Raw genomic sequence first — 14008 nt, 5'->3', positions numbered from 1 at the left:
GGAGTCAAGTGGCAATGGCAAAAAAAAAAGAGGCTCAAGCCCTAAGCTTAAGCCTCTTGAATCATCAAATCATCATTTGTTGCTTCATCATCAAACAAAATCTCGACTGATTTTGTTAAGACATCAGAATAACTATATGAAACACGTTCAAATTTATTTTCATCCTGATCTAGCTCCACCACAAAAAGTGACGGATATACCTCTGTCAATCGACCGCGTCGGATAGATTGGCGTTTTCGACCAGTCTGTGAAGTTACTTGAATATTCATCCCAATTTTTTCATTTAAAGCTTCTTTAATCGTTGATAATGTCGTAGCCATACAAACACTCCTTTAATCCTTAAAATTATAACACAATTATGGAGTGTTTTCAATAGTTACCGGCAATTATTCCCGATTTTTTGTTTATTTATTCATTATAAGCTCATGAAAATACATTCCCTAAAAGAAAATTGATTGTAGGATTTGACCACCATATAATAAGGCATAGCTATACAAGAAAATTGGTAATGGTTTACCAACAAATATTGAAAAAAGGAATGATTTTTGGCTCATTTTGGTTAAACTCGCCATCAAAACCAGCGCATCGTCAGGTGCAATTGGTGAAATCATCATCACAAAGAAGAAAATATCCCATTTTTTGCCTTTATCTAGCCACCCAACATATTTATTAAAAGTTTTTTCACTCACAAATAATTGAATAAAATCTCGACCAAAGGTTCGACCTAAATAAAATAATATAATTGAACCAATTACGATACCAATATAATTATAAATAAAGCCTTTCACTGGGCCAAAAATCAACACGCCAGCAGCTGTCGAAACCCCTCCAGGAATAATTGGAATTACAACCTGAATAATTTGAATTAAAATAAAGATGATTGGACCTAAAATGACTCGATTATCCACTAAATGCGTTAGGACAGTCTGATCGCTAAATACACCAAGTCGATAAAAATAAAACACTAAAAGAAATGATGCTGCAATTCCTAGCAATGAAAGTACATTAACCACTTTTTTTGCAATTGTGTAATTCATCAAGCCCCCCATATCTATCCTTATATTTGCTACTTTACTTAAACAGTGTATACGCGATTAGTATAACACCTAAGGCTATTCTATACCAGCCAAAAACTTGGAAATCATTACGTTTTAAATAATTCATCAAAAATTTAATTGCCAAAACGGAAACAATAAAAGCTGTAATACAGCCAACTAACAAGACAAGCGTTTGCATCCCTGTAAACATATTTCCCTTTAGTAAAAATTTCAAAATTTTCAAGCCACTCGCCCCAAACATTACCGGGATACCAAGGAAAAACGAAAATTCTGTCGCAACAAAGCGAGAACAACCAATAATAATCGCTCCTAGGATCGTTGCACCACTTCTAGAAGTACCCGGAATTAGCGCAAGTACCTGAAAAAAACCGATTACCATTGCCGCACGATAAGTCATACCATTTAAATCTGATAAACGTGGCTTCTTATCTTTCTGCCAGCGCTCAATAACAATAAAGGCGATTCCGTAAATAATCAATACAATCGCAACGGGTACAAATTTATGAAAATGTGCCTCTAAAAAATTATCAAGTGGTAAACCAATAATCATTGCTGGTATACAGGCAACAACAACCTTAAACCAAAGTTGCCATGTATCTGATTTTTCTTGCGTTGTTTTTGTAGAAGAAAAAGGATTAAGCTTATTAAAATATAGCCAAACAACTGCTAATATCGCCCCAAGCTGAATCACGACGTTAAACATTTCCATAAAATCAGCACTTTGTTTCATCTTGATAAATTCATCTGCTAAAATTAAATGTCCAGTTGATGAAATCGGTAACCATTCTGTAATACCCTCGATAATCCCTAAAATAATTGCCTTAATAATGTCCACTAACTAATTACTCCATTCTACCTAATTAATTGAAAACTTATTAACTATCCAATTTATTTTAACAAATTTCAATCTAAATAACAGGTAATATTAATTATTTTTAAAAGATTTAAGTTTAATTTAAGAAATAATTAGTATTTCCTAATTTTTAGTTTACAATCATTTGATAAATTCAAAATCAGTTTAAAGACTGGTTAGTTTAATTCAAAGCTGCCTTTTTCTATATTAATCGTTAATGCCTGATTTGTACTTCGTTTTTGATAATGATTATTCACCACTTCCTCGTCATCAATATCAATAACTCCCTGCTTAATTTGAATATCTAAACCATCAATTAAGTTATTTTCAAAATCAATCATCCCATTTCGCTGGGTAATTTTACCAGCAGCTAAAGTTGTGTCAGTTATTTCAATATCACCGTTTCGTTGCTCAATATTCAATAACGGTAGTACACTATCAGTAATTTCAATTGATGAATTTCGAGACTGAAGCGCCATCTGTTCACTTGTAACATTATTAATTTCTATTGAACCATTTTTATTATTAATTACTAAATTGGATAAAGTTAAATCATTTATTTCTAAATAGCTACTACCCTTTGAATTAACCGTCAAATCGTCAAAAAATGTTGAATCCGCAACAGTTAATACAAGCTGTAATACTTCCGACTTGGAGCTAAATGAAAAATTACCGATTGAACCAAGCCCTTGTTCATTTTCTTTGACTTTAAGCGTTTGATTAGCTAACTCAAATTCTGGTTTTTGCTGATAATAACTGATGCTGATTTTATTTTCTGTGCCCTTTTTTATTTGTAAGTCATAATTTTCTAACTCAATATCTTTAATCGAACCGTCTATTTTCTGCTCAATCGTTTTGATTTTTTTATTTGGTATTACTTCAATTGAGTTCTGCTCAGTTTTAATTACATTTAATCCCATTGAAGCACCATTCATTCCACCAATAATCATTAAAACAATGCCAACTGTAATCAGAAAGCAGGCAGTACTAATTATTTTTCTAGTTTTCATAACGCACACCTACTTTTTTTCTATCTCCAATTTTTCTAACCACGAACTGTAAAAATCTTTGAACTAGCGACACGCACCATTTTGAAAATTTAACTAATAGTGGTACAAATAGGAGACTAATTCCAAGACAGATTAAGCCAGAGCCGGTAAAAAAGAGATAGGTAAATATTGAGCTATTGATCACAAAGAATGCTGAAGCTATCAAAGCAATACCAGCAATAAAAATTGAACCAATTGTGACAATTAGAGCAAAAACTAATGAAATAATCACAATAATTAAGGCGAATAAAACAGCAACAAGCGCAATAGCAGCAGGCAATAAAATCGGCGAAGCTAAAATGCCAAGCAATAACCAGCGAATTGACTTAAACGGTTTTTCCTTAAAAATCACCGCATCTTCATTTTCAGCCAAATAATTGCTGACTAAGACTTTGGCGAACTTTTTCGGCATCCCCAGCTCATCATATAATTGTTGTTCTGTTTTACCTTCCTCTTCGTAATATTCTGAATAAAATTGAATTAGAATATCTCGTTCCTCAATCGGTAGCATCGACAAATGCTTCGCTACCTCAATAAAATAATCGTTCATGTGGCACCCTCCCCGATGATTGTATCCATAACATCTCTAAAAATAATCCAAGTTTTCCTAATTTCTGCTAGTTGATTTTGTCCACTTTCAGCCAAATGATAATAGCGGCGCATTCTGCCTTCATAAGGTTCATCATAAGTTGTTAAGTAGCCCTCTTTAGCCAATCGACGCAAAACCGGATAAACCGTACTTTCAGAGACATTTAAGCAATTCTGAATCGTTTTAGTTAAAGTATAACCGTATAAATCTTCATTTTTGAGTAATGTTAACACGGCACCATCGAGTAATACCGTTGGTATTTTAATATCCATTGAAACCTCCTTGTATAAAAAGCGTTTAATCGCGTTCAGCACCGTACAAATTTAGGAAAATTTAGTTGAAATGGTCTTTATTTCAGCTAAATTTTATCTAATTTGCTAGGCGTTGCGGGTGATAAGCTGGATTAATAAAAAGCTAAAACGGCTCGTTTTGAAACTGCAACATAAGTTCAAAAAATTTTAACGACGCATTTTTCCGTGAATATCTTTTGACTTATGGCGTAAGTTTCAAGCCGCTGAAGTTGGCGTAATAAAATGCGCTCAATCGCGCTCAGCGCCATACAAATTCAGGAAAACTTTCGAGTTTTTTAATGTATTACATAAACTAAATTGTTTATTTTATATAATATTATTACTAAATACATATTATACGATGTATAATATGATGTCAAGTATCATTTGAAATAAAAAAAGCCTAGACAAGGCTAGACTTTTTTTTGATGAAACGTTTCTACTTCTTAAATGCTCTTTAGCTCACGTAATGCTAAAGCAAAATTACCAAGAGTGGCTGAACCATTATTAACAATTGAAGGGATTTGTAAATAATCTTCTAACGGTGGTGTTACCACATAGCCATTTAGTAATTCTTTAAAATGCTTGCGTACACGATGCATCATATGATCTTGCGCCATCACGCCACCCCCAAAAATAATTTTTTCAGGTGCTAGCGTTAATGTTGCCGAAATTGCAGCTTGGGCAATGTAATAAGCTTGAATATCCCAAACATCTGAATCCATAGGTATATTTTCGCCACGAATACCTGTACGTGCCTCTAAACTAGGACCAGCAGCTAAACCTTCCAAGCAATCACCATGGAATGGACAAACACCATCAAAATCTAAATCATTTGCATGGCGTTTGACAAATTGGTGTCCCATTTCAGCATGAGAAATACCTCCGATAAACTGACCATTTTGAATCGCACCAGCACCAATTCCTGTACCAATGGTAAAATAAACAATATTTTTAATGCCCAAATTATCATACGCAATCATCTCACCATAGGCAGATGAATTAACATCAGTTGTAAAATACATTGGCACATCTAAGGATTTTTTTAAGATACCAATCATATCGACATTCGCCCAATTTGGCTTGGGTGTCGTTGTGACATATCCATAGGTTTTTGAATTACGAATAATATCAATTGGACCAAATGAACCGACACCAATCGCTGAAACCTGATATTGTTTAAAAAAATCAACAGCTCTTTGCAAGGTCTCTTCGGGGGTCGTTGTCGGAAAACTAACCGACTCTTCAACTTGAAATAAATCGTTTCCTACTGCACAAACAAACTTTGTGCCACCTGCTTCAATACTACCTAATAATAATTCAGACATTTATTCCTCCATTAATTATTAATTATTAATTATTAATTATTAATTGTTTTACTTCATCGCTGGGAAAAGTAAAACATCTCTAATAGATTGTGCATTGGTTAAAAGCATAACCAAACGATCAATTCCTATGCCTAAGCCACCTGTTGGGGGCATACCATATTCTAGCGCTTCGACAAAATCTTCATCAATACCATGCGCTTCATCATTACCAGCAGAGCGTTCAGCATCCTGAGCTAGAAAGCGTTCTCGTTGATCGATAGGGTCATTAAGCTCTGTAAAGGCATTACCAAATTCTCGACCAGTAATAAATAATTCAAAACGATCAGTAAACCTTGGATCATCGGTATTTTTCTTTGCTAATGGTGAAATTTCAACAGGATGACCGTAAACAAAGGTAGGCTGAATTAGTGTATCTTCGATAAATTTTTCAAAAAATTCATTAATAATATGACCAACTGTAAAGTGTGGCTCGTAGTGTACATCGTTATCATCGGCATATTGACGTGCTGTATCTACAGACATTTCCTGCCAAAAATCAACGCCTGTGGCTTCTTTAATTAAATCAACCATATGCTTCCGCTTAAATTCACTACCTAAATCAATCGTTACATCTTCATAGATGACTGTTGTTGAGCTAAGTGCCTTTTCGGCAGCGTTGCGAATGATGCCTTCTGTTAGGTCCATCACATCTTTAAAATCGGTATAGGCGGTATAAATTTCAAGCATTGTAAATTCAGGATTGTGCGTTGTATCTGCACCCTCATTTCTAAAAACACGTGATAATTCATAAACCTTTTCCATGCCCCCAACAATCAGGCGTTTTAAATGCAATTCAAGCGCAATTCTTAAATATAAATCCTTATCTAAGGCATTGTGATGGGTGATAAATGGACGTGCCGCTGCACCACCAGCTTCATTGTGTAAAACGGGTGTTTCGACTTCTAAATAGCCTAAACCATCCAGATATTGACGAATTGAGGAAATGATATGAGAACGCTTAACAAATCGGTCAAAGCTTTCTTTATTCGCAATTAAATCCAAATAGCGCTTGCGATAACGCGTTTCGACATCTGTTAAACCATGATATTTATCAGGTAATGGACGTAAGGCCTTTGATAAAAGCGTCACCTTGGTTGCTTTAATTGAAAGCTCTCCCATATCTGTACGCATCACTTCACCAGTCACACCCCAGAAGTCTCCCAAATCGGCGTGCTTATAAATTTCATAAGCTTCCTCGCCCACAGCATCCTTCCTAACATAAATTTGAATTTGTCCGGTACGATCTTGGATATGTGCAAAGCCAACTTTACCCTTGCCACGCTTGGTCATCATTCGACCTGCAATAGTGGCTGTTTCTCCTAGCTCATGTAATACCTCTTTAGATTGTCCATCAAATTTTTCATGAAGCGCTTCAGCTGTATAATCTCTATCAAAGCGTTTGCCAAACGGATCCAAGCCCTTTTGACGTATTTCTTCCATTTTTTCACGTCTTGCAAGCATCTGATCGTTTAGTTCTTCAATGTGTTCACTATGTTCTTTCGCCACGTTATCCTCCATTATTTTTAATTTAAAATTAAAGTTAAATTGCTATTTCGCATCAATTAAATGAAATGTTCACTTTTACAATCATATCAAAAAAACTTTAATTTTGCACTAGCCATTTTTGAATGATTATACTTCAACAATCATTGCTGTTCTTGGCACTAAATAAAAATTGACCGTTTCGTCTATCTCAATATATTCAAAATGATTTCTTGGGCCAAAGCCACCAAATTGACCTTCATCACTATCTAAAATAAATTTAGGTGAGGTCATCGTTTTCAAGCTAAGAGAGGCAGCCTCTGTTGGATGGAAATTAAAAACGAATAACAGCTTCCCTCTTTGATAAGCTAATATTTTTTGATTCTCTTGAATGTAACGTTCGATTGTTGAAGCTGTTAAGAATTGATAGCATCGATCTAGTTTAATCATCGCTTGATCAAAAGCTAATAAAAACTGATATTTTAAATCCTTTTGAGCTGCTAAATGCCACTGACGTCTCGCATAATGATATGAATCATTATTGCCTGCTCTTGGAAAATCTAACCATTCTGGATGTCCAAATTCATTGCCCATAAAATTTAGGTAGCCTTCACCTGCTAAAGAGAAGGTAACCAAACGAATGAGCTTATGCAAAGCAATCGCTCGGTCAATAATTAAGCTCTGTGAAGCAATACTCATATGAGTATACATTTCTGCATCAGCTAAACGGAACATAATTGTTTTATCACCAACCAAAGCTTGATCGTGACTTTCAACATAGCCAATATTTTTTTCGCCGGCTCTTCTCGTTGTCAACTCATGCCATAGCTGATGTAAATTCCAATCCTCGTCTCGAACATTTTTTAATAGCTTAATCCAATAGTCTGGCACCCCCATGCTCAAGCGATAATCAAAGCCAAGGCCACCTTCTGAAATAGGTAAGGCCATCCCAGGCATTGCTGACATATCCTCGGAGATAATAATTGCTTCTGGATTAACCTGATGAATAAGTGCCGTTGCTAGCTGCAAATAGGTAATGGCATCTAAATCCGCCGCACCATCAAAATACTTTTGATAATTATCAAAGGCAACTCCCAAGCCATGATGATCATAAAGCATGCTAGTGACCCCATCAAAACGAAAGCCATCAAAGTGAAATTCATCTAGCCAATATTTTAAATTAGATAAAAGAAAATGAATAACCTCCGTTTTGCCATAATTAAACAGTTTTGTCCCCCAAGTGGGATGATTACCTGCATGACCTGCATGAAAATATTGATCTTCTGAACCATCAAATAAATTCAACCCTTCGCCAACATTTGAAACTGCGTGTGAATGAACCACGTCTAAGAGCACCGTTAATCCAAGACCATGCGCCGAGTCAATTAGCGCTTTTAAATCATCTGGTGTTCCAAATCTTGAAGACGGTGCAAAAAAATTTGAGACTTGATAGCCAAACGAAGCATAAAGCGGGTGTTCCATAACTGCCATAATTTGAATTGTATTGTAGCCATCTCTAGCAATAATAGGCAAAATATTCCGTGCAAATTCACCATAGCTATTTATCTTACCTTCCTCACTTGAAATGCCAATATGTGTTTCATAAATCAAAGGATCCAACGGTCGAGTGGGTGCCTGATTTTGCCATTCATAATGTGACTGCCAAATCACACCAACAAAGCTTGACTGATTTTTTTCCTGAACAGCGTATTCAATATAGCTCGGAATTCGATCAAATACCTGTCCGTTTGCCCAAATTCGTAGTTTCACCTTACTAAGCTCAGGTAGTTCACCTGATACACGCAACTCCCATTGTCCGAAAGCGAGTGGCTTAAGTGGATGTTTAGTCTCATCCCATTGATTAAAATCACCAATTAAAGCCATTTTTTCAGCATTAGGCGCCCATTCACGAAACAGCCAATAATCAGCTTCCTGATTAAATCCAAAAAAGCGCTTTCCATTTGCAAAATCAGATAGGCTTTGATCAGGCTGTAGTAGGCGTTGCTTTGTATACTCAAAGCGCTTCATGCGATCATCAATAACATCACTATAAGGCTCTAGCCATGGATCACGTCGTAATATTTGCCATTTTTTCATAACGAACCTCCCTCTTTTTTTACCCTGTAATTACTAACCTCATCATATCACAGTTCTAGGAAATTGAGTTAATGATGATCAAACAAAAAAAGGCTCGAAGTAGCCACTTCAAGCCTTTTTTCATCTATCTTTAATTAATTATTTTGCTGCTGCATACAATTCGTTAACTTTATCCCAGTTTACTAATTCAAAGAAAGCTGCAATATAATCAGGACGAACATTTTTGTATTTCAAGTAGTATGCATGCTCCCAAACATCTAAGCCTAAAACAGGTGTGTCACCATCAGACAATGGAGAATCTTGATTAGCTGTAGAAGTTACCTTTAATTCACCACCACTAACGACTAGCCAAGCCCAGCCTGAGCCAAAACGACCAGTTGCTGCAGTCTTAAATTCTTCTTTAAAGGTTTCAAAGCTACCAAACGTTTTAGCAATCGCATCGCCAATTTCTCCAGTAGGTGCGCCACCAGCATTTGGTGCTAAAATTTCCCAGAAAAATGAGTGGTTAGCATGCCCACCACCATTATTTTGAACTGCAGTTTTAATATCTGCAGGTACATTTGCTAAATCTGCTACTAATTCCTCAACGGTTTTTTCACCTAATTCAGGATGCTTTTCAATGGCTGCATTTAAATTAGTGACATAAGTTTGATGATGCTTATCATGATGCAAGTGCATTGTTTCTACATCGAAGAAAGGTTCCAAAGCGTCATATGCATAAGGTAATTCTGGTAAAGTATAGCTCATTTATAATTCCTCCTATTGTCTGTAGCATGCATTATTTTGCACGTTTTTTTATTGTCAACAGTTCCAACTGTTATATTATTATCATACTAACCCAAGCCTTCTTTAGCAAATAATATGCGTTACTTTTTATACCTAAATTAATTCTCTGCCATTAATTTTAATTCATGGTTATTATGTAAAATTTCTATGCTATAATGCGATATGGAGGCAGATTTATGGCTGATATAATAAACCTATTTAAATATTCATTTACCGATTTACCTAAACTCAAAAAAGCTAGCCTTTTAAGCTGGAATAAAACAATTGTCTATTTCTTTTTACTAATGTTTACATTAGCAATCACAATTACTACAGATTTTTGGACATTCTCCGATAATTTGATTAGTGACGCACAAACCATTAGCAACCGTTTACCTAAATTTGAGGTTAAAGACGGACAGCTACAGACTGAGGCTGAGCCGAGTATTTTCCAAACTAACTACTTTATTGTTACTTTAGATCCTAAAAATCAGCGTGATTTAAACGAGGCTGAAACAGATGCTTCAGGACAAGCAACAGCAATTATTCTTAGACAAAATGAAATTCATATCATATTACCGTCAAGTAATATTTCTGAAAATCTAGATCAACCAAGTCATCTTACAATTGACTATCAGGATTTAGGTTCATTTAATAATAAATCGATTCAAGCAGCCTTCAATCGATTACATAAACCGGGCTGGCTGTTTTTAGTAACCTATTTGGTAGCTTTATTGCCAGCACTAATTAATCTGCTTTATATGACATTGATGGTTGCATTAATCATCAAAATCGTCAATCTATTTTCAAAAAATCAAATTCAGTATTTCGGACAAATATATAAATCAGTATTAGTCTGCAGTACCTCACCAATTATTTTGACTACCTTGCTTGCCTTTATCTTTCCAAGCTTTGATTATACATTTATCCAAAGCTTGATGACCTGTATTTTGTACTATCATATCAATAAAAGGACTGATTACAAATAATACTCTTTAATTGGATTCATAAGCATCGTGAAATATTAATCGGTCTTTATTTTATTGCACTGGTAATGCTTTGCTGGCTGCCTGCTAAAGCTTATCCAGGACAATTTGGCGATTTTAATTATCCAAACTTAAAAAATAACGGACAGCTTTGGTATCAAATAATACCGTTAAACTCGGTTTATTATAGCTTTACAAATCAAAAGGTATTTCTTCAAAGCTTTTTTAATATTTTGATGACAATACCACTCACGATGCTCTTTGCCATAGCTTTTCCTAAATATGAAAATTTAAAAAATGCACTCCTTTTGGCCTTTACCGTCAGCTTTGTGATTGAACTTGGGCAGGGAATACTTGATATCACCCTACAACTCAATCGAATTGTCGATATTGATGATTTAATTTTCAATACAATTGGGGGCCTACTAGGCTTTCTTCTTTTTAAACTAATAAAAAAAGGTATGACAAAGAGTACTGAACATACCTGTTAGAAAAGCGCGCAGATGACAAGCATTAAAAACAAAATGGGTTGGGACTTTTGTCCCAACCCATTTTGTTTTTTCATAATTTACAGGAAACAATGCGGCAACGACTAGTCAATGCCATAGGAAAATAGACAAATTTCTGAATACTGTCTAAAAAGCTGAAACGGCTTGCTTTGAAAGTTGAGCATAAGACTGAAAAATAGTAAAAGGCGCTCTTTGCCATGACGACTTACTCTCCGAGAATTTCAGAATGAAATTTGAGGCAGTTAGTCGGCAAGGTATGCAATTGAACTTACTTTTATAAGCGACCAAGGAGAGCTTTAAAAGTTTAGTTCAATTGTTGCCGCGAATTATTTTTTCAGCTTATGCCGATACTTTCAAGCCGTTGAAGCTAGATTATCTAAAATGCTGAAATGCCTTGCTCAGAAAGTTGAAACATAAGCTAACTCTGCGTTTATTTACTCAGGCAGACTTTGCCCGAGCGCAGAGTGTACTTATGTGAAAATTTCTAGGCATTGAAGCTGGATTAGCTTGTGCGTACTTTTTCTCTAATTTCCTAAACACTGGTCATTGAAGCCAGATTGTCTAAAAAGCGTAAACGACCGTTTAGCGTGAATGGGTTAAATCAACTAGAAAAGTAGCGATACAAGTACGGCTTGCACTTTGGCACAAATCGCCAAAGTGCATGAATGCAAGACTAGCTTGTCCGCACTTTTCTGAGAGAGTTGATTTAACACCTTGTTGTTGTAGAAATTTAGAAAAATGACGTAAGCGGCTTGCTTTGGCGGGCTTTCTATCTCAAAACTGTTCAAATAGATACGTCATCCGGTGAGAAAGAAAGCGTCTGACTGAATAAACGAATGACTCGTCTATCTTTCACAGCTTTAATCAGAGATAGAAAGCACCCTATTTTACGTCGTTAAACGTCTTTTTTTCCATCTCCTTTTTTATTAATGCTGAGTCATTAACAGCTCTTTTGCGTGCTCAAGCGTCAATTCTGTTACTGTTTCACCAGCTAACATTCTCGCTACCTCGTTAACTCGTTCTTCAAAGCTCAAAACCTTGACACGTGTTTCAGTTGAGTGACCATCACTCACTTTTTCAATAAAATACTGGAAATCAGCAATCGCGGCAACCTGAGGTAAATGAGAAATACATAGTACCTGTGAATATGCCGAAATTTTATGAATTTTATTCGCAATTGCCTGAGCAACACGCCCTGAAACACCTGTGTCCACCTCATCAAATACAATTGCTGTCTGGGTATCATTTGTAAAAATAGCCTTTAAGGCAAGCATAATTCTTGATAATTCACCGCCAGATGCCGTTTTAGCAAGTGGCTTAAAACCTTCACCTGGATTCATTGAAACAAAGAACTCAACGCGTTCATTGCCATTTACTGAATATTTTGCCTTAGAGAAAACGACTTGAAATTTAGCTTTTTCCAAATATAACTCTTTAAATTGCTGCTCGATTTCTTGTTCTAAGGCGGTGGCAATTTTCCGTCGTGCCACATTTAGCGCATCACCCTGACTAACTAATTCTGATTTTAATGCCTTGGCTTTGGTTTGAAGCCCAGAATCAGCTAATTCAATTGCCTGAAGCTCGTCGTATTCCTCTGAAATTGCTTGATAATAATCCAATATTTCAGGTATTGTTTCCCCGTATTGTCTTTCAAGTCGACCAATTAAGCTTAAACGCTCTTCTATTTCATCAAGCGATTCATCTTGATAATCAAACTGATCGAGCTTATTTTCAAGCTGATTGGCAATTTCAGATAGGCCATCGGAAAGAATTGCAATTTGATCAAGCAGCTTAGGGTAATCTGGATCAAAATCAGAGAGCTGATTCAATTTGGAGCCAACCTGTCCTAAAAGATCATTCGGTGAAAAATCTTCATTTTGTAAAATATTTAATGATTCCAGTAACTGCTGCACGATCGTTTGCTGATTCTGTAATTGTAATCTTTTTTTACGAAGCAGTTCTTCTTCTCCGACCTCTAAATTTGCGGCGCCAATTTCAGCCATTGAAGCTTTTAACTCGTGCAACCTTTGATTAAACTTCACCTGATTGTTTTGCCGTTCAACCATCTGTTTATGAAGCTTAGCATAGTCATAAAAAATAGTTTGATAATTTGATTTAAGCGTTTTAAAGTTCTGATTGCCAAATTGATCAAGCAGCTCAATATGATGCGCTTGCTGCATTAGCTCCTGATGCTCGTGTTGCCCATGAACATCAACCAAAGCACCACCAATTTCTTTTAAATTGGTAAGCGTAACCAGATGACCATTGATTCGACAGATACTGCGACCGGTTCGATAGATTTCTCGTTTAACAATTAACTGGGCCTCGTCTAATTCAATGCCTAATAAATACAATTGATCAGCCAATTTATTGGTCAAGGATATAGCAAATAGGCCCTCTATTTCAGCCTTATCTTCACCGTGACGAATAAAATCACTCGATGCACGGCTACCAAGCAATAAATTCATCGCATCAATGATAATCGACTTTCCTGCGCCAGTTTCACCTGTCAAGACGGTCATACCAGCCTCAAATGGAACCGTAACTGATTTAATAATCGCAAAATTTTTAATAGACAATTCTAATAGCATATCCACCTCATTTCAAATAATTATCCTATATAATTAAATGATTTATAACTTCATAAATCTCGAAAAAGCATTATAATAAATGGCAATATAAATAAAGATAAAAAACTCGCTACGCAAAACATACTGATAAAAAATAAAGCCAAACTAAACTTTCGAATGTGCTTATTCGCAAACTGATTGTCTTGATAAAATAACCAGCCGATCAATATTATCGGTAAAGTCACTAGCTTCGTTCAAATTAACCAAAAAAATCGTACTATCTTTACAATCTAGCGATGATATCGAGAAAAGAAGGCATTGCCCTAGTGCAGTAAAAAAAGATAAACTATGCCTACACTAAAATAATATAACGAACGAAGCGTTTTACTTTCA

Annotated in this window: 13 protein-coding genes; 2 read left to right on the top strand and 11 right to left on the bottom strand. The window is 35.6% G+C overall.

Going from position 1 to position 14008, the window contains the following annotated elements:
- Positions 1-47: 47 nt before the first annotated feature.
- The 10 genes from HOY35_RS00480 to HOY35_RS00435 all read right to left on the bottom strand — a co-directional run bounded on the left by HOY35_RS00480 (position 48) and on the right by HOY35_RS00435 (position 9532).
- Positions 48-320 (bottom strand): Veg family protein, encoded by a 273-nt coding sequence (locus HOY35_RS00480; RefSeq protein ID WP_172210062.1) that lies wholly within the window; start codon positions 318-320, stop codon positions 48-50.
- 120 nt (positions 321-440) lie between these two features.
- Positions 441-1037 carry a TVP38/TMEM64 family protein gene (locus HOY35_RS00475; RefSeq protein ID WP_172210061.1) on the bottom strand — a complete coding sequence of 199 codons (597 nt, stop codon included), beginning with the start codon at positions 1035-1037 and terminating at the stop codon, positions 441-443.
- A gap of 34 nt (positions 1038-1071) precedes the next feature.
- The gene (locus HOY35_RS00470) at positions 1072-1893 is read right to left on the bottom strand and encodes an undecaprenyl-diphosphate phosphatase (protein ID WP_172210060.1); all 822 of its coding nucleotides are present in this window, start codon (positions 1891-1893) and stop codon (positions 1072-1074) included.
- Between the two features lie 194 nt (positions 1894-2087).
- Entirely contained in the window at positions 2088-2921 is an 834-nt protein-coding gene (locus tag HOY35_RS00465) for a DUF4097 family beta strand repeat-containing protein (protein ID WP_172210059.1), read from the bottom strand.
- A complete protein-coding gene (locus HOY35_RS00460; protein WP_172285794.1) occupies positions 2911-3510 on the bottom strand; it encodes a DUF1700 domain-containing protein in 600 nt (199 codons plus the stop codon). The genes HOY35_RS00465 and HOY35_RS00460 overlap by 11 nt, the downstream gene beginning before the upstream one ends.
- Positions 3507-3821, bottom strand: coding sequence for a PadR family transcriptional regulator (locus HOY35_RS00455; protein WP_172210057.1), 315 nt, complete (start codon positions 3819-3821; stop codon positions 3507-3509). The genes HOY35_RS00460 and HOY35_RS00455 overlap by 4 nt, the downstream gene beginning before the upstream one ends.
- A gap of 464 nt (positions 3822-4285) precedes the next feature.
- Entirely contained in the window at positions 4286-5167 is an 882-nt protein-coding gene (scrK, locus tag HOY35_RS00450; RefSeq protein ID WP_172210056.1) for a fructokinase ScrK, read from the bottom strand.
- 48 nt (positions 5168-5215) lie between these two features.
- Positions 5216-6724: a lysine--tRNA ligase gene (gene lysS, locus HOY35_RS00445; RefSeq protein WP_172210055.1), complete on the bottom strand. Its 1509-nt coding sequence runs from the start codon at positions 6722-6724 to the stop codon at positions 5216-5218.
- A gap of 114 nt (positions 6725-6838) precedes the next feature.
- The gene (locus tag HOY35_RS00440) at positions 6839-8785 is read right to left on the bottom strand and encodes an alpha-amylase family glycosyl hydrolase (protein ID WP_172210054.1); all 1947 of its coding nucleotides are present in this window, start codon (positions 8783-8785) and stop codon (positions 6839-6841) included.
- Between the two features lie 138 nt (positions 8786-8923).
- Positions 8924-9532, bottom strand: a complete 609-nt coding sequence (locus HOY35_RS00435) for a superoxide dismutase (RefSeq protein ID WP_172210053.1) — start codon at positions 9530-9532, stop codon at positions 8924-8926.
- A 215-nt stretch (positions 9533-9747) separates the two neighbouring features.
- On the opposite strand from HOY35_RS00435, the gene HOY35_RS00430 reads away from it, so the two are divergent.
- Positions 9748-10539 (top strand): DUF1189 domain-containing protein, encoded by a 792-nt coding sequence (locus HOY35_RS00430; RefSeq protein WP_172210052.1) that lies wholly within the window; start codon positions 9748-9750, stop codon positions 10537-10539.
- Positions 10536-11027: a VanZ family protein gene (locus HOY35_RS00425; protein WP_349627486.1), complete on the top strand. Its 492-nt coding sequence runs from the start codon at positions 10536-10538 to the stop codon at positions 11025-11027. Before HOY35_RS00430 ends, HOY35_RS00425 begins: the two co-directional genes overlap by 4 nt.
- A 944-nt stretch (positions 11028-11971) precedes the next feature.
- On the opposite strand, the gene recN is transcribed toward HOY35_RS00425, so the two are convergent.
- Entirely contained in the window at positions 11972-13636 is a 1665-nt protein-coding gene (recN, locus tag HOY35_RS00420) for a DNA repair protein RecN (protein ID WP_172210050.1), read from the bottom strand.
- Positions 13637-14008 lie beyond the last annotated feature (372 nt).

This window comes from Enterococcus sp. MMGLQ5-1 (assembly GCF_013155265.1).
Lineage (GTDB): Bacteria > Bacillota > Bacilli > Lactobacillales > Streptococcaceae > MMGLQ5-1.
This window is presented reverse-complemented; position numbering and strand designations above follow the sequence as displayed.